Origin of the sequence: Paenibacillus sp. FSL R5-0345 (assembly GCF_000758585.1) — a bacterium.
Classification (GTDB): domain Bacteria; phylum Bacillota; class Bacilli; order Paenibacillales; family Paenibacillaceae; genus Paenibacillus_AQ.
The window spans coordinates 6,504,671-6,521,983 of sequence record NZ_CP009281.1 but is presented as its reverse complement, the minus strand read 5'-3'; the positions used below and the strand labels follow the sequence as shown (position 1 = coordinate 6,521,983).

18 protein-coding genes are annotated in these 17,313 nt (G+C 45.1%); 8 read left to right on the top strand and 10 right to left on the bottom strand.

What is annotated here, in order from left to right; all coding sequences use genetic code 11:
• The first annotated feature begins 124 nt into the window (after positions 1–124).
• Together R50345_RS28790 and R50345_RS28785 are read left to right on the top strand one after the other, a co-directional pair.
• Positions 125–2,692 carry a DUF2339 domain-containing protein gene (locus tag R50345_RS28790; protein ID WP_042131524.1) on the top strand — a complete coding sequence of 856 codons (2,568 nt, stop codon included), beginning with the start codon at positions 125–127 and terminating at the stop codon, positions 2,690–2,692.
• 33 nt (positions 2,693–2,725) lie between these two features.
• Positions 2,726–3,439, top strand: a complete 714-nt coding sequence (locus R50345_RS28785) for an HAD family hydrolase (protein ID WP_042131523.1) — start codon at positions 2,726–2,728, stop codon at positions 3,437–3,439.
• A gap of 99 nt (positions 3,440–3,538) precedes the next feature.
• On the opposite strand, the gene gdhA is transcribed toward R50345_RS28785, so the two are convergent.
• A complete protein-coding gene (gene gdhA / locus R50345_RS28780) occupies positions 3,539–4,924 on the bottom strand; it encodes an NADP-specific glutamate dehydrogenase (RefSeq protein ID WP_042131522.1) in 1,386 nt (461 codons plus the stop codon).
• Positions 4,925–5,162: 238 nt separating this feature from the next.
• On the opposite strand from gdhA, the gene R50345_RS28775 reads away from it, so the two are divergent.
• The 3 genes from R50345_RS28775 to R50345_RS28765 all read left to right on the top strand — a co-directional run bounded on the left by R50345_RS28775 (position 5,163) and on the right by R50345_RS28765 (position 6,251).
• Positions 5,163–5,441 carry a hypothetical protein gene (locus R50345_RS28775; protein ID WP_042131521.1) on the top strand — a complete coding sequence of 93 codons (279 nt, stop codon included), beginning with the start codon at positions 5,163–5,165 and terminating at the stop codon, positions 5,439–5,441.
• A 259-nt stretch (positions 5,442–5,700) separates the two neighbouring features.
• Positions 5,701–5,901, top strand: coding sequence for a cold-shock protein (locus R50345_RS28770; protein WP_019914790.1), 201 nt, complete (start codon positions 5,701–5,703; stop codon positions 5,899–5,901).
• A gap of 119 nt (positions 5,902–6,020) precedes the next feature.
• The gene (locus tag R50345_RS28765; protein WP_042131520.1) at positions 6,021–6,251 is read left to right on the top strand and encodes a cold-shock protein; all 231 of its coding nucleotides are present in this window, start codon (positions 6,021–6,023) and stop codon (positions 6,249–6,251) included.
• Positions 6,252–6,355: 104 nt separating this feature from the next.
• Here the strand turns inward: R50345_RS28765 and R50345_RS28760 are convergent, their stop codons facing one another.
• From R50345_RS28760 to R50345_RS28735, 6 genes are all read right to left on the bottom strand, one after another.
• Positions 6,356–6,817, bottom strand: coding sequence for a VOC family protein (locus tag R50345_RS28760; RefSeq protein ID WP_042131519.1), 462 nt, complete (start codon positions 6,815–6,817; stop codon positions 6,356–6,358).
• 47 nt (positions 6,818–6,864) lie between these two features.
• Positions 6,865–7,329, bottom strand: a complete 465-nt coding sequence (locus R50345_RS28755; RefSeq protein WP_042131518.1) for a VOC family protein — start codon at positions 7,327–7,329, stop codon at positions 6,865–6,867.
• Positions 7,326–7,889, bottom strand: a complete 564-nt coding sequence (locus tag R50345_RS28750; RefSeq protein WP_042131516.1) for an NADPH-dependent FMN reductase — start codon at positions 7,887–7,889, stop codon at positions 7,326–7,328. The genes R50345_RS28755 and R50345_RS28750 overlap by 4 nt, the downstream gene beginning before the upstream one ends.
• A 150-nt stretch (positions 7,890–8,039) precedes the next feature.
• Complete coding sequence (locus R50345_RS28745) at positions 8,040–8,732, bottom strand: response regulator (RefSeq protein ID WP_042131514.1); 693 nt, start codon at positions 8,730–8,732, stop codon at positions 8,040–8,042.
• A 22-nt stretch (positions 8,733–8,754) separates the two neighbouring features.
• Positions 8,755–10,425, bottom strand: a complete 1,671-nt coding sequence (locus tag R50345_RS28740) for a GAF domain-containing sensor histidine kinase (protein ID WP_042131512.1) — start codon at positions 10,423–10,425, stop codon at positions 8,755–8,757.
• A gap of 249 nt (positions 10,426–10,674) precedes the next feature.
• Positions 10,675–12,066, bottom strand: coding sequence for an MATE family efflux transporter (locus R50345_RS28735; RefSeq protein ID WP_042131510.1), 1,392 nt, complete (start codon positions 12,064–12,066; stop codon positions 10,675–10,677).
• Between the two features lie 264 nt (positions 12,067–12,330).
• On the opposite strand from R50345_RS28735, the gene hxlA reads away from it, so the two are divergent.
• The 3 genes from hxlA (at position 12,331) to R50345_RS28720 (ending at position 13,990) form a co-directional block, all read left to right on the top strand.
• Positions 12,331–12,963, top strand: coding sequence for a 3-hexulose-6-phosphate synthase (hxlA, locus tag R50345_RS28730; RefSeq protein ID WP_042131508.1), 633 nt, complete (start codon positions 12,331–12,333; stop codon positions 12,961–12,963).
• Positions 12,964–12,970: 7 nt separating this feature from the next.
• The gene (hxlB, locus tag R50345_RS28725) at positions 12,971–13,528 is read left to right on the top strand and encodes a 6-phospho-3-hexuloisomerase (RefSeq protein WP_042131507.1); all 558 of its coding nucleotides are present in this window, start codon (positions 12,971–12,973) and stop codon (positions 13,526–13,528) included.
• A gap of 84 nt (positions 13,529–13,612) precedes the next feature.
• On the top strand, positions 13,613–13,990 hold the full coding sequence (locus R50345_RS28720) for a winged helix-turn-helix transcriptional regulator (RefSeq protein ID WP_042131506.1): 378 nt from the start codon (positions 13,613–13,615) through the stop codon (positions 13,988–13,990).
• 97 nt (positions 13,991–14,087) lie between these two features.
• On the opposite strand, the gene pepT is transcribed toward R50345_RS28720, so the two are convergent.
• From pepT to R50345_RS31520, 3 genes are all read right to left on the bottom strand, one after another.
• A complete protein-coding gene (gene pepT, locus R50345_RS28715; RefSeq protein WP_042131505.1) occupies positions 14,088–15,320 on the bottom strand; it encodes a peptidase T in 1,233 nt (410 codons plus the stop codon).
• 96 nt (positions 15,321–15,416) lie between these two features.
• Positions 15,417–16,070 (bottom strand): sortase, encoded by a 654-nt coding sequence (locus tag R50345_RS28710; RefSeq protein ID WP_052414768.1) that lies wholly within the window; start codon positions 16,068–16,070, stop codon positions 15,417–15,419.
• A 34-nt stretch (positions 16,071–16,104) separates the two neighbouring features.
• Positions 16,105–17,163, bottom strand: a complete 1,059-nt coding sequence (locus R50345_RS31520; protein ID WP_042131504.1) for a hypothetical protein — start codon at positions 17,161–17,163, stop codon at positions 16,105–16,107.
• Between the last annotated feature and the right edge of the window lie 150 nt (positions 17,164–17,313).

The window sequence follows — 17,313 nt, the reverse complement described above, 5'->3', positions numbered from 1 at the left end:
GTTGTTATTATCTAGACGGGGCATCTCTCCAATATGTTGCAGTTTTTTTGTATAAAAAGAGCAAGAGACCGTTCCGTTTGTAGTAAAATGGAAATATTAACAATAGCTCACATTAGGAGGCGCTATGGAGTCATTCAAAGATCGACTTAGATTTATGAAGGTCCAGCAGGACGGGCTTATTAAAGAATATGAAGCTCTGATTGCGGAATATGAAAGTCACGATCTGGTCAATGAGAATGAACACTTGAAGAAGCAACATGAGAAACATAAGCTTGCTTTAGTTGAGTTAAAGACTCAGGTAGGGAAGCTTCAAGAAGAGAATACCGAGCTAAAAATTACACTAACGGAACAAATCTTAAATGAGAAGCTTGGCATTCTTAGCTTGTCGAGACAGAAGCTGCAGACTTATTTTGCCTCTAAAAGCCTTGCCCATACAGACCGGCTGACGGCTTTTGAAATGGAGACGAAGCGTCGCATTCAGCAGCTGTACCAAACAGCTTCGAGGCAGCTCGGGGAGGATAAAGTAGAGTTATCCAGCCGGATTGGAGCGTTGTCGGCGGAGTTGAATGAGCGTGTACTAGCGCAGCGACAAAAGCTGAGGGAATCCGAAATTCATCAGAACGCTAGCATGGATAACGGATTACATGATTTTGCCTCAGAAGAGATCAGTGAAGAAGTATTGGAGCGTCGAAGAAAACAAAATCAGATCGAAATGAAGATCGGACTTGGCTGGATTAACAAACTTGGGATCCTGCTGCTGATTTTGGCCGTGGGAGCGGCATTCAGATATTCCTATTCCAACTGGTTCACAGGTTATATGAAGGGGAGCGCCTTTTTTCTATTAGGATTACTGATGTTAGGGGGCGGGGAGTGGCTGTATCGCAAAGGTAAAGGGACGTTCGCTTTAGGGCTGCTTGGCGGCGGAATTTCAGTGCTGTACGGCTCTGTGTTCTATAGCTATTTTTTACTGGATATTATCAGTATTTATGTAGGGCTATCCTTATCCGTACTCATCACTTTAACTGCTGTACTTCTGTCTCTAAGGTATGAATCACGAAGTATTTGTGCTTTGGGCTTAATCGGAGGGTATTTGCCACTATACTCTTATTTGGGGGCATTCGGTCTTTCGGGCAATGCGGTTTACGTGGCGATGGGTTACTTGTTTCTATTAAACTTGTTCATTCTATTGATCTCCTTCCGCAAACGTTGGAACGTTGTCAATTATATCAGTTACTTATTTAATACACCTTCCATGCTGATATTAATAGCGTTATCAGATAGCAACGGAGTGAATATGATTTATGCGATACTGACTTTTGCCATGTATTTGGGCATTACGTTATGGTACCCGTTCAAGTATCGCTCCAAGCTGTCTTGGTGGGATTTCTCTCTATTAGGATGCAATACGTTTATTAGCTGCCTCACCTTGTATCTTCTATTCCTGGATGCAGGGCTGGAGGATTACAACGGTGCGCTGGCGCTGGTCTTCTGTCTGCTGTATCTAGGGCTTGGACGAGGAATCCAGAAGCTAATGCCACAGGAAAAAGAAAGCATGTTGCTGTTCTACGCTACTTCGTTGACCTTCGGTATTCTAATGATTCCTTTCCAATTCGGAGCGGCTTGGTGGTCCATTGGCTGGTTGATTGAAGGCGTCGTGCTTACCTTGTTTGGTAATCTGAATCGGTTTAAGGGGATGGAAAAGGCAGGCTGGGGTATTTTGACGCTGTGCCTTGTGGTGTTCTTCGGACTAAATGTACCGATGCAGTTAGATATAGCCAATGAATGGATGAATTCTGCAGACGCTTATTTTCCGCTAAAATATTTCTTCATTACTGCAGGCATGCTGATTATCGCCGTATGGTATGCCGTTCAACATAACCGCAAGGATGCTCTGCAGCGCAGTGAGCCATACGAAATCACCTTAGCCCTATGGTTTAAATACGCAGCGTTATTGAATTTCTGGATCTATGGATTGTATGAATCGAGAAGACTGTATCGTCTGGCTGTACCGGAGGATTTCTCACATAGAACCTTCTATAATTTGCTGCTGTCTGCTCTGTTAACTATTGTTCTAGCCTATGTATTGCCGAAGGTGAAGGTGTTGTATGACACCATCGTTAAATATTTTGTGAGACTTCTCTTTGGGATAGGTTATGCTATTTGCTTGGTGATTACAGTGGGCCTGCCAAGTCTGCAGAATGATATTGCACGTAATACCGGGGCTGATTATATCGCGCTGAGTGTACTTATCATCTTTAATATCTTCGTATGGTTTAGCGGACGTGATCTGCTGATCACCGTACTTAAACGTGAGTATAAAAGCATGGAGATTTACCCTGTCTTCATGGGAGTGTATCTACTCGGAATCATCACCGCTTTTCTAGGGGTACAGCTGCAATTGAGTGATGCGGGATTAATATTTAGTCTCGTTTATCTATTAATAGCAGTTCTGTTCATCATGTACGGCTTCCGCAAAAGATATGTGTACATCCGACGCTTCGGTCTTGGATTAACATTAATGGCAACAGGTAAGCTGCTGCTATACGATCTGGGACTACTAAATACCGGAAGTAAAATCATCGCTTATGCCAGCTTTGGAATTTGCCTGCTTGGCATCTCCTATCTTTATCAAAAGGTATCGAACAAAATGGAGGAGGGGCAGGCAGCAACGGAGAATGTGACTAAGGGGTAGACTACCAAGTGAACCATAGGAAGGAAGACGGGGATGTATCAGACTTATATTTTCGATCTGTACGGTACGCTAATTGATATTAAGACAGATGAGGAGCATTCTGAGGTGTGGGGACGGCTGGCTCTCCATTTTGGATACCAGGGACTCTCTATATCAGGGGGAGAACTGCAAGAACGGTTTCTACAGGAGCGGGATCTTCAGCTAAGTGAAGCCGCACGGAGCTGTGAGTATCCGGATTTCGTAATGGAGGAAGTGTTTCGGTCTGTGGCCCGTCAACTAGGCGGAGAACCGGATCAAGTATGGTTATATGAAACCGTTAGATGGCTGCGGACATTATCGATGGTCCATATCTCTCTATATGACGGTGTTGCTGAAATTCTACAAACGTTAAGAGAACGTGGCAAAAAAGTATTCCTGCTCTCCAACGGGCAGAAGACTTTCATTGAAGCAGAATTAACTATGCTAGGAATCATCCATCTATTCGATGGCATTGCGATCTCTTCGGAAGCAGGGGTGAGTAAGCCTGATCCGCTATTTTACAGCTACTTAGTCGACAAATATGAAGCGGATTTGAGCTCAGCTATTATGATTGGAAATGATCCTCGTACGGATATTGAGGGTGCTCTGAAGGTAGGCATAGATTCCTGCTATATACACACGGCTTCTTCGCCTTCTAATATGGTTGTGAAGAGTACGTATTCTATATGGGATGGCGATTTGCGGCAAATCCCAGGTTGGAAATCATAGTTGTACAAAAAAGTCCCCGTACCCGGCTGCTTACTCACCGGTTACGGGGACTTCGTATATCTGACGTTTAGGATTGCAACGCCGTTTGTTTATGCTTGATTAGATTACACCTTCAGCCAACATAGCATCGGCTACTTTTTTGAATCCAGCGATGTTCGCTCCTGCAACGAGATTGCCGGACTGTCCATACTGCTCGGATGCATCTACAGATTGTTGATAGATGGAAACCATGATCTCATGCAGCTTCGTATCAACTTCTTCAAAGCTCCAAGACATACGCATGCTGTTTTGTGCCATTTCAAGCGCAGATACAGCTACGCCGCCAGCATTAGCAGCTTTGGCAGGTGCGAATAGCACTCCAGCTTGTTGGAACTGATGAATAGCTTCGAGGGTGGATGGCATGTTGGCACCTTCGCCTACTGCTTTAACACCGTTCTCAATTAGTTTCAATGCCATGGTTTCATCAATCTCATTCTGAGTAGCACTCGGAAGGGCGATATCACAAGGAATAGTCCAAATTTGCGTGGAGTCTTCGGTATACACAGCGTTAGGGTGTTCATTCACATACTCGCTAATCCGTTTTCTTTCCACTTCTTTCAGGCGGCGGACAGTTTCGAGGTTAATGCCGTTTTCGTCATAGATATATCCAGCGGAGTCACTACAAGCTACGACTGTTGCACCTAGCTGAACTGCTTTTTCAATCGCATAGATCGCTACGTTACCAGAACCGGAAACAACAACGCGGCTTCCTTCAAAGGAAAGGCCTTTTGCTTTCAGCATCTCGTTTACGAAATAAACTGTTCCGTAACCAGTAGCCTCTGTCCGAGCCTGACTTCCGCCGTAACCAATACCTTTACCAGTCAATACGCCAGCCGGATATCCTCCGCGGATCCGCTTGTATTGTCCGTACATGTAGCCAATCTCACGACCACCTACACCGATATCTCCTGCAGGAACATCTTGGTCAGGACCGATGTAATTTTGCAATTCAGTCATGAAGCTTTGTGCAAAACGCATGATTTCGCCTTCGGATTTCCCTTTAGGATCAAAGTCGGATCCACCTTTACCTCCGCCGATGTGTTGGCCGGTAAGAGCGTTTTTGAAGATTTGCTCGAAGCCGAGGAATTTGATGATACTAGCATTAACGGATGGGTGAAAACGAAGTCCGCCTTTGTAAGGCCCGATTGCACTACTGAACTGTACACGATACCCACGGTTCACTCTTACTTTGCCTTGATCATCCGTCCAAGGTACGCGGAACATAATCAAACGTTCTGGTTCGACCAATCTTTCCAGAATGGCATTTTCCTGATACTTAGGTTCAGCAGCGAGGATCGGAAGCAAAGATTCGAGGATTTCCTTTACAGCCTGATGGAATTCGGGCTCAAAAGGATTGCGTGCAACAACCTGTGCGTACACGTCTTCGATATAACGATGTGCCTTGTTGCTGTTTGTGTCTAATTGCTGGGTAGATACTGAGCTCATGAATTCAACCGCCTTTTCTAGTATTCAATTTGGTCCAACACTTTTTTTATATTTTGGCACAAGTCAATGTTCCTCACAACTGTTTTTATTAAATAACTTACTTGAAGTGGAACGTTTTTTAGACTATGGTGTTATGAAATATGTTAAAAAAGCTTGCTGTACTTCGTGTAATGACGCGTTAAAGCGCGAAATATGCTAAAATGATGTGTAATAATTGTAGGGAGATGAAATTTAAAAAATGAGTGACAAATTAAACGAGCAGGAATTAGTAACCGTATTATCTGCCAAAACTAAAGTAGATCCTAAATTAATACGTTTAGTATTAAAGCATGAACAGACCTTTATCAATAACGCGAAGGCCAATGCCAAAGGTGAGGTAGACATCGACAATGATGATCTGGTTGACTATGTTGTTTCCCAGCGCGATGTGAAGCTGGATGAAATCACAGTTGAGACGATTCTTGATGCGGAGATGGATTACTTAATGGATAAAGGTTTGGCAGGATATATCGATTAAAGCTTTGCATATGTCCGGCTTTAAAGCCTTTTGTTCAAGAGGATATAGAGCCGGAATGAAAAAAATAGGCATTTGCATTGCGTTTAGTGATTTAGTGTGGTACAATGAAATTAATCATAAATTTAACCCTTAATTCACATATTGTAAAAGGTTATCATTTGTGCGTATGAGTCCTTTTCCAATGTGTGAATTTTTATTTGTTCGTACACTACGTAGGAATAAAAGGACATGTGTTAAATAAAATATTGGAGGTAATATCATGCAAACAGGTACAGTTAAATGGTTTAATGCAGACAAAGGATTTGGTTTTATCGAGGTTGAAGGTGGAAGCGACGTATTCGTACACTTCTCCGCAATCACAGGCGACGGATTTAAATCTTTGGACGAAGGCCAACGCGTTGAGTTCAACGTAACTCAAGGCGCTCGTGGACCACAAGCCGAAAACGTTGTAAAACTGTAATTCGAAAATTAGGCTGCCCTTAACACAAGTTGAGGGCAGCTTTTTTATTTTTTGAACATATGAATCTGCCCCTAATAGGGTGGCGAAATCGTCTCGATTCGATCCAAGGAGGGGTATTTATGTATTTTCGTAAAAAAGCACTGGAGGATCTTCCACAGGAAGACACAGCCATTTGGTCTTGTACCAAGGAAGGTTGCACCGGGTGGATGCGCGATAATTTTGCATTTCAGTATGTACCTACCTGCTGGCAATGTAACTCTCCCATGACTAGAAGTATGAAGATACTGCCAATGCTTGTGAACACGAATTCAGATATGAAGGCTATGAAGAAAGGCATCACGATTAAGTAACAGCCTTTACTAAAACCATGCTAGAGATGGTTAAATAGAAGCAGCTAACATACTCAAACAGCTGGACCCTTGATGGTGGGCAGCTGTTTTTTTGTTGGAGTATTTTATTTCTGATCGAGCAATTTCTCCCACTCTGTTAAGGTGATATTCTCTGAGATATGCTTCAAATGTTCAGGAACCTCTACGTGGCACATGAATTCTAAGCTGTTGCCGTCCCGATCGTTGAAGTATACAGAGGCATTTCCTTGATAAGCTCGGATAAAAGGCTCAACGGAAGTTCGATTACGGAACGGCACAGCATCTACTCCAATGGATTGCAGCCACTGCAGGGATTGCTTCAAATCCTCATAAGTTACGCGAAAGGCAATATGCCGTAAGGATGGATGGTATGGCGTTTCTACTTCCTTTCCTTCCCAAATGCCAATCCAGCTCCGACCTTCCTCAATCCAGAAAAATGCAGTTTCTTCATCTCGCCAAGCCATTTTTAATCCCAATTTCTCATAAAATTCAATAGATACCTCAAGATTACTCACTGGTAAATGTGCTTCATATAGTCCTTTAATCATGTTCTTGTCTCCTTTTGCAGGCTTAGCCTGTATCTTATTTATAACTACTAGGTTCTTTCGTGCGCGATTTCCCATTCATTCCATGGTACGATTCCTAGCTCAGGTCTGGGCAGATCAGGCAGTACGGCTAGAAACTCTAAGGAATGACCATCTGGATCTCTGAAATACACGGATACGGCTGGCATCCAGCCAAATACATATAACTGCTCCTTCTCATCATCCAGGAAGTTGGAGGTTTCAATCCCCTTGGCCTTCAGATAGGATACCGACTGCTTCAAATCCTCAAGCGTTACTTGAAAAGCAAAGTGCTGACGCACGACCTCGGAAGGTGCCTTCTCCCAAATTCCGAGCATGGCCTGATTACGATCTTCTCCAATCCAGTAAAATCGCCGCTTGCGGCCTTCAGTATTCTCCGAATGGGCTAAGGGTAGTCCCAGAACATGTTCATAGAAATGAGAAGATTGTTCAAGGTTAGTCACGTTCAGATGGGTTTCAAACAGTCCTTTGATCATAGGGCGGCACCTGCCGGGCTATTGATTTTGCGAGCTAAATTTAGGAATGATTCTAAGACTAGACGAATGCGATCTTCAATCTCTTGGCCGCCCTCGTACCCATCGTATCCAACCTCGAAGCGCTTACGCTGCATCCCGCCGATGGAAATCCAATCAGGTGTATTAATCCCATGTAGGTTGCGTACAACCGCCTGTAATTGAAGCAATGAGCTTACACCTACAGCTCCGCCTGCAGAACTGGCGGACAGTACCACTTTGCCGTTGAAATGGGTCTGGCCTAGATGGTCCAGCGCATTTTTCATCACACCACTCATGGAGCCGTGGTATTCCGGGGTAATTAGGATGATTGCGTTCGCGCTTAGCATCTCTTGATGGAGGGTGCTTAAATGCTCATGCTCTGGGTGGGACTCATCTGGTGAATAAAAGGGGAGCGGGCGTTTGTGGAGATCGAACAGGGTGACTTTTTCACCTTGCTGATTAATAAAGTGTGCGGCATGCTCTGCCAGCTTTGTGCTGGTCGCCTCTTTTCGATTACTGCCTGTCAGGATCATCACTTTCATCTGTATCCACTCCTATAAGGTGATTGCTATACACCAATGATAGCTGAATCGGGATTTATTGAAATCAGCACATGGAATGAACCTGCATAGCAAAGACGCTCAGCCATTGTGCTGAACGTCTAAGACTAAAGTTGTAGATGAGCTGAGTCGCTATGAGCTGTAGCCGTTTTTTAATGCAAAAATAGCAGCCTGAGTCCGATCTGATAAGTTTAGCTTTCCGAGTACATGGCTGACATGTGTTTTAACGGTCTTTTCGGTGATGACCAGCTTGCTGGCAATCTCTTTGTTACTCATGCCGAGTGCAATTAGATCTAATACTTCTTGCTCGCGTGGAGTAAGGAGCTCTAATCCGGTGATAGCAGCTAGTGTTGTATTTGGATCGTTTGGATCTGAAGTACGGACTTCCAATTGCTCTAGTGTAGAAGTTGCCATTAGATTCATCAGCTGACTGGCAGCCTCGGAATGTAGCTCGACTTGCCCGTTATGTACCTTGCGGATAGCGACTACCAGCGCTTCTGGTTCTATATCTTTAAGTAAATAGCCTTTAATCCCTACGCGGACTGCTGGCAGTACATGGTCCTGATCCGAAAATGAGGTCAACACAATGACCTTGACCTGCGGATGGGAGATCCGCAGTGCTTGAGCGGTCTCAATGCCGTCCATAATGGGCATATGCAAATCCATTAATATAACATCCGGATTCAATTCGGCGGTTCTTTCTAACGCCTCACGGCCGTTGGAGGCTTCACCTATAACCTTGATATCAGGTTGTGTGGAGAGAAACACCTGCAGCCCACGGCGTACCATTGCATGGTCGTCTACTAATAATAAGTTTATCGTCATTTATTGATCACCCGACTTCATGTTAATTTGATGGTAAAGGGATGGTTACCTCAACCGTTGTACCTTGATGCTCCTCACTGTGAATAGAAAAATGGCCATTAAGCGCCTCGGCTCTTTCCTTCATAATATGCAGCCCGATAGATTCATTGGTGTCTGTGCTACAGCGCCGTTTGGCGCCGCCCTTACCCTGATCGATGATACTCAGTATCACCTCGGTAGCGTTCAAATGCAGAGATACTTCAGCTTTAGAAGCTCCGGAGTGCTTGCGCACATTATTGAGTGCTTCTTGACCAATGCGTAGTAGACCCTCTTCAATATTGCGAGGGAGCTCGAGAACGCCGCTTCGCCCAGTCTGTATCAGCAGCCCTAGTTGCTGACCGTGGGCCTGAAGCGCGGTCAACAACCCGGCTTCCAGCCCTGCAGGACGAAGCTGCATGATTAAAGCGCGCATTTCTTTGAGTGCAGATTGCGAGAGCTCTTGTATATCACGGACAGCCTCAGCGGCCGGATGGGAGGTGTGCTCTTGCTTCAGCATACTTTCCACACCTTTGGCTGTCATTGAGAGGGAGAACAGGATCTGATTCACCGAGTCATGCAGGTCACGGGCCAGTCGATTCCGCTCGTCTAGACGAGCGATTTCTCGGCGCTTCTCTCCGAGCTGTACGCTTTCCAGCGTAGCTGAAATATGCTCAGCGATCGCTTCGAGTACTTCTCCATCTGCGGTCGCCGAGGCGAGTGCTTTAGGCGAGGCGATGAGTAGAATGGCTGAGCTTTGCACGGTAATCTGCCGAAAGGAGACGGCAAGCATTACAACTCGCTCTCTATCAGGCTGTTCAGAACAGCAAGATTTCGTAATTTCCTGTTCCTCGTCAGAGGTTAATGTTGCAAAGCGGTGTCCTTGCGAGATATCTACTAGACGATTCTTAAAGGAATCTGAGAGCTCAAAAGGGGCTATTTCAGGTGTTATATTAGCTGCATAAGCGGCTGCGTGTACTTCGAATTTCTCCTCTCGTTGTCCGATAATCGCTGCAAAAGGCCAATCGAAATATTGGACAATCAGGGCGGTAGTTTTCTCTACCAGAATGCTTGGAGAGATGCATTCACTAGCCGTGAGATTTAAAGCTGCGCTGAATTCGCCTAATTTGGCGTACAGATTGGCCCGGCGCTGCTCAGTGCTGTATAGCTGCATGCGTTCAATGGCACTGCCAATTTGCAAGGCCACCGATTGCAGTAGAGCAAGCTCGCTGTCGGCGTAATGCGCTTTGCCCGGTGCTGCTACATTCATAAGCCCTAAGTAGCGATCGCCTGAATGGAGCGGGATGGTGGCGTGGTGGGTGATTCCCAAAGTATCCCCCCAGTTATACTGCCTGGCATTACTCAGCCGCTTGCAGTTTAGAATGTTGACTGCTTGTTCTAACCGTCCGTCCCATAGGCGCTCTAAGCACCAGCAGGTTCCACACTGCATCGGCTGTTTATTATCCCGTTGCAGCGCTGGCGGCAAACCTCGATCTACGGCGCATTCATACTCCATGTTCTCTTCGCTCAGGAAGATCCAGCCTGCTGTATTTCCCGTTAGGTCTAACAGCTTGCCCATAACTGTATCGAGCATCGGTTTGAGCTCATTGGAACTATTTAAGGTCTCCGCAATTGTCTTGAGCGTCAGTAACTCGTGGATTCCGGCTTCTTCCGGCATGAGGTTCTCCCCTTTAGGTTTATTAAAAGATAAAAAATTATAAGATTCAGACCATACTTTATGTCTTATATTTCTCGTTTAAACGCTTGCCGTCCTTATTAGGACGCCGAAGGTGTTTATGTTGATAAGGTTCTATCTATTGTAACTTAGAATACTCCATTCATTCTAAAATTTTATGTAATTATGATGCCATAAAAAAGCAGCCCCTTAAGGTCTGGTATGACCTTAAAGAACCGCTAAGGGTATGCGTTAATTTACAGCTGCAGGGGTAGTGGAAGGTGTGCTGTGTTCTGCATCATCGTGCTGAATAAGTCCGTGTTTCTCCCAAGCCCGACTCTTCCAACGGAAATACATAATGACAGCTCTTAGCCACTCATCGGCCGCAGTGGCAATCCACACACCGGCTAACCCTAGATTAAGCTGGAACACCAGAAAATAGCCAAGGGGCAAGCTCATGCAGACCATGGAGATCAGTCCCATATATACAGGGAACTTCGCATCGCCAGAGGCCCGTAGTGAGTTGATAATGACCAAATTAGTTGTACGTCCAGTTTCTAGGAAGAAGCTAAGCAGTATAACCTGAGCCCCCATCGTGATAATGTTCTCATTTTCAGTGAAGAGGCCAAATAGCGGTACTCGGAAAATAATCACCAGAGCGTCTATTATTACTGTAACCAGCAACGCCCACTTCACACTGGAGAACACACGCTTATAGGCCTCATCGGGACGCCTAGCTCCCACCAGATGCCCTACGACAATGGAGGTTCCCATAGAAACAGCTACGCTGAATAAATAAATATAGTTGGAAATATTGAGCGCGTATTGGCGAGTAGCCATAGCTTCAGCACCCAAATAGGTAATATACAGTGTGAATACAAGCTGACAGGACTGATAGGTAATCGATTCAAAAGCGGACGGGATGCCGATTTGGAGAATTTGCAGCACGTATTTTTTGGAAAGATGAATGTAGTAGGTGAACTTCACTCGTATCTCCATCACTCTGTAGAGTAGCAGGAAGAAGACGATTAGACAGATAAAGCGACTGGCCACCGTTGAGATAGCCGCTCCTTCGACACCTAACGCTGGAAGACCAAAATGACCATAGATGAGCAGGTAGTTACCCACCACATGGATGATATTCATCAGTAAGGATACGACCATCGTTTGTTTAGTGAAGCCGTGTGTACGGATTGTGGTCGCCAGAGCATTGATTAATGCTTGAAGAAAAATTCCGCCCCCGACGATATGTATATACGATTTGGCATAAACGAGAATATCCCCTTTAACATTTAAGGCAGTTAGTAGCGTCCCTCCGAATATCAGCAAAAACGTACTTAAGAGAATTCCTACTAACAGGTTGAGGGTAATGGCATTTCCGGTAACTTGAGCCGCTTCTAGAGGTTTTTTGGAACCGAGGTATTGGGAGACCACGATTGCCGCGCCGTTGCCAATTACACTTAGAACTAAAATGGCAATCGCAATGATCTGATTCGCTGCACCGACACCCGATACAGCATCGTCCGACACAGAGCTAATCATAAAAGTATCCACACTGCCCATGAGCATAAAAAGGAACAGTTCCAGGAATATCGGCCAAGTCAGTTTTACGAGGTTAAATTCTTGGTGGTTATTTTGCTTCATTGTACACCTTCTTACATCATGATAAATTTCCTGATATTCCATAAACAAACTGTAATATTAGCATAGCTTTCATGAAAATGCAGTACTTTTACAAAAATATGACAAAGCGTTTCTTAATTGCTACAAAGATAAAGCCTGTAGCAGCGCATTAGTATCCTCCAGGTAACTACATCACAATAAAGTGCCTACTTCCCTTAAGGGATGTAAGGATCTAGAATTTGTACATGACTTACTAAAATATATTAACAAGGAGTGCGAATAAATATGAAATTACAATTAGCGCTGGATCTAGTGGACATTACGGGAGCGAAAGAGATTGTATCAGAGGTTGCCGAATATATAGATATCGTTGAAATTGGAACACCTATCGTTATAAATGAAGGCTTGCACGCAGTGAAAGCTATTAAGGAAGCTTTTCCTTCTTTGACCGTGTTGGCTGATCTAAAAATCATGGATGCAGGTGGATATGAAGTTATGAAGGCTGTTGAAGCAGGCGCGGATATTGTTACGGTACTTGGTGTCTCTGATGATGCTACCATTAGAGGTGCAGTGGAAGAAGCTAAGAAAACCAATAAAGAGATTCTGGTTGACCTGATCAATGTGAAGGATATCAAGACAAGAGCTGCTGAAGTAGACGCGCTTGGCGTAGACTATGTCTGCGTACACTCTGGGTATGATCATCAAGCGGAAGGTAAAAATTCTTTTGCGGATTTGAATGCAATTAAGAGTGTGGTTAAACAGGCTAAAACCGCTATCGCCGGAGGGATCAAACTTAGCACGCTTCCAGAGGTCATCGCCGCGAATCCTGATCTTGTTATCGTTGGCGGAGGCATCACAGGTGAAGCTGATCAAAAAGCCGCTGCAGCAGAAATGAAGCGTTTAGTAAGCCAGGCTTAAGATTGCAATGGACACAATGAAATATGCGCAGCGAATTATAGAGGAGCTTCAGCGCTCCGTTTCTCAGCTTGATCATCAAGAGGCTGAACGAATGGCTGAGCTTCTTCTTCAGTCGAATAAGGTATTTGTGGCCGGGGCTGGTAGATCAGGATTGATGGGACGAGCTTTTGCAATGCGACTCATGCATGTCGGTAAAGAAGTGTACGTCGTAGGAGAAACGGTAACCCCGGGTATTGAGCCTGGTGATGTGCTTGTGCTCGGTTCCGGTTCAGGAGAGACGAAGGGGCTGATCTCTATGGCTGAGAAGGCCAAAGGAGTGGGTGCAGAGGTTATTGCTGTTACAATTGCGCCTGATTCAACCGTCGGACGTTTAGCGAGCTATGTAGTGAAGCTGCCAGGATCTCCAAAAGATCAGGCTAGTGGAAGCTACAGCACAATTCAGCCAATGGCTTCTTTATTTGAACAGACGATGTTAGTCTTTTACGATGCGGTGATTCTGCGGATGATGGAGAAGACGGGGCAGACGACTAAGCAGATGTTTGGCAAGCATGCTAATTTAGAGTGAGCTTACAGAAACGAATGCCTTCCTATAAGGAGGATATTCGTTTTTGTGTTAGTATGATAACAGAAGAGAGGAGGCGCTTTAGGTATGGCAACCGAGATTAAGGATCGCATCAACTTGAAGGAAATTAATTGCGAGAAGGAATTAACGCTTGCGGTAATTGGAGGCAAATGGAAGCTGATTATCCTGTGGCATCTAGGGCTTGAAGGGACCAAACGGTTCAGTGAGCTGAAGAAGCTAATTCCTCATATTACGCAAAAAATGTTAACCAATCAACTTCGCGAGCTTGAAGAAGATCAGTTGGTTCTTCGGAAAGTGTATGCCGAGGTTCCGCCAAAAGTAGAGTATTCCCTGACTTCATATGGTCAGAGTCTGCTTCCCGTCCTTCGACTGATGTATGATTGGGGCAAAAATTACGGAGAAAATGTGATCTGGAAAGACACACCGCCAGACGAAAGATGCTAATCAAATAGTCTCTGATCATTAAAAATCCCTGAGAGGTCTGAATAGACCTTCTACAGGGATTTTATTGTGTCAATTATGGAGTAACTCGGATAACCAATTAAGCTTTTTGTTCGAATAGTTTGGTGATCTCTACGATGACGTTTACCGCTTTTACCATGTTGTCAGCAGAGGCGTATTCGAATTTACCATGGAAATTCTCGCCCCCGGTGAAAATATTAGGTGTAGGCAAGCCCATGTAGGAAAGCTGTGAGCCGTCTGTCCCCCCGCGAATCGGACGGATGACCGGTGTGATGTCCAGATTCTCCATCGCCTCATGGGCAATATCGACGATATGACGCACGGGTTCGATTTTTTCACGCATGTTGTAATATTGGTCTTTCATTTCGAGTACGATGTTCTCTTCACCGTGAATGCTCTTGAATTCATCTACGATGGCCGAGAGATAGGCTTTACGTGCCTCGAATTTCTCGCGGTCGAAGTCACGGATAATATATTGGAGCTTGCTGAACTCGGGGGTACCTTCAATGGAGCTAAGATGGTAAAAGCCTTCATAACCGTCCGTGAATTCTGGGGCTTCCTCAGAAGGGAGTCTGAGGTGTAGAGCCATGGCGATTTTTGCGGAATGAATCATTTTTCCCTTCGCGGTACCAGGATGTACGTTGACGCCGTATACAGAGATTTTTGCAGATGCGGCATTAAAGCTTTCATACTCTAGTTCACCGAGAGGGCCTCCGTCCACAGTGTAAGCATAAGAAGCATTAAAAGCAGCAACGTCAAATTTATGAGGGCCGCGGCCGATTTCTTCGTCCGGTGTGAAGGCGACTCTAATCTTGCCATGCTTGATTTCAGGGTGCTGAAGGAGGTAATTCATCGCTGTCATAATCTCAGCAATACCAGCCTTGTTGTCTGCGCCAAGCAGAGTGGTACCATCGGTTGTTATTAATGTGTGGCCTTTATATTCTGCCAGCTCTGGGAAGCTCACTGTGGACAATACAACATTCAACTCTTTGTTCAAAAGAATATCTTGGCCATCGTAGTTCTCGATAATCTGTGGCTTCACATTCGTTCCAGTAAAATCAGTCGCCGTATCCAAATGGGCTAAAAAACCAATGGTCGGAACATCCTTGTCCGTATTCGCAGGGAGTGTCGCCATAACATAGCCATGCTCGTCCACCTGGACATCCTCCATGCCGATTTCCTTGAGCTCTTCAACCAGCTTGTGAGCAAGCACCATCTGCCCCGGAGTGGATGGACAAGTCTCATTATCCTCGTTTGATTGGGTATCCATTTGAACATACGAAATAAACCGTTCTATAACCTCTTTTTTCACTATGGGTCATCTCCTCATTACTGTTGTATCTATATAGTATCACTTTCCATATCCGGTCTCATCCCTGAGAAAGAAGATTAAGAGTTGAGATTAGCATTATTGAGGCAATGTCTCTTGCTTCACTAGCTTCGCTGAAAGTAAATACCGGTCGGGTGCTGATCCAACGTATGAAAAAGGATAACAGGTGATCAAAGTAAGAATGGCCTTATCGCTTGATTTTATAGCTCCGCGTTCATTTCCGTCTACAATCTTACTGCCTGTCACCTCATAGATGAACGTACCGTCCGTGCTTTCCAGTTCGATCAGATCCCCTGCGACGAGTTCTCCTAGATTGCGGAATACGGTATCGCGGTGTCCAGCAAGCACACTATTGCCGGCGGCACCGATAGCTGCGCTACCTATATAGTGTCCGGCCCCTTTTTTTAACTCAGGGCTATCCGTACCCTCCAGAACAGCCACCTTCTTATTTAAGGTAGGGAAGCGGATCTCCCCAATCACCTCTCCCTCTGTATAGGACGGAGGAGAAATGGGTTGTTCTTTTGGAGAACTGACCATTCCTTTAGGAAGAGGGTTCTCTTCGTTTGGAAGGGGGCGGGCGATAGCTTCCTCCCTCTTTTTTGCCCAATCATTTAGGGCCTGTTTGGCCTCAATCGGTGCTTTGACGACTTGAACGATCGAATAAATCAGCACAACTAAAGAGAGTATAAAGATTAGCTTCACGGCTAGTAAGACACCATTACGCTTCTTCATACTCTCTCCTCCAGACTTATGTTACTAAATGTTATTATTTCTTCGATTTCAATCTGCGCATAACAATCACACTGAGCACTGCGATAGCTAAGCTGGCAAGAATTAAGTTATACCAAGGCTCCGCGGTATTTGGGAGCTTGTCACCTGCCTCTGGTGCGCCCAAAGGAATGTCGCCGTCAGGTAAGGCTATTTCATCACTTGGCTGAGGCGTTACATTGGTAGTTTGATTACCAGCACCTGGTGACGATGTTGGCTTATTACTGATTCCGCCCATTGGGATCGGTTCTTCAGTAACGCTAATTTCATCTGCAGGCGGTGTAGGTGTAGGCGATGGTGTTGGTGTAACTGTTGTTGGTGGCACTGATTGACCTGGTGTTACGACAGCTGTAGGTGAAGCTGTAGTCGTTGGTGAATCTGTAGGTGTCGTAGTTGGTGAAGTTGTAGTTGTTGGTGAATCTGTAGGTGTTGTGGTTGGTGCAACTGTTGGTGTCGGTGAAGCTTCTGGTGTAGCTGTTGGTGTTGTGGTTGCTGTAGGTGTTTCAGTAGGTGTTTCAGTAGGTGTTGTAGTCGGTTCAGTTGTAGCTGTCGCCGTTGGTGTTGAAGTAGGCTCCGCAGATGGGCCTGGTTCTCCGGAAGCGGAGAATTCAAAAGCTACGGTCGTGGCCTTCCCTTGATATTCGTTGCCGGCTTCCCAAGGGAAAGTTACAGCCATTTGAATTGCACTCTTTTCCCCTCCAGCAAGTGAACCGATGGTCACTCTGCCAGCAGCTTCACTCATCACTCCCGAATAGATGATTACTCCCTCTTTTTCGAGAGTCATTTGGAGAATATTGTACAACTCTACGTCCCCAGAGATGAATTTAAAGTCCACAAAATAATCAAAGCCTTCTGTGCCGTCGTTAATAATCGTGTACTCTGAGCTCATTTCGTCACCGGGCTTCATATTGTTCATGGTTGCTGTGCTCGTAGTGTGAGAATTCACAGTAAGTTTAATGGTATCCTGAGCGCTTACCCCTCCAGCCTGCCATATTACTCCTACCAGAATAATCAGAACGTAAGCAGCTATGAAGACCGAGTGGTATTTTTTCTTCATTTTCGTTGCTCCTTTCTCCTGAGCCCACTGTAGCTGTTGAAAAACAAAATCTGCGGGCTTCCGGCAAAATCCTTCGTTTTAAACGATTATTCCATCCTACAATGTCGAAATAAGTAGTTTCGAAAGGTACCACTCTTGCAATTGCATACG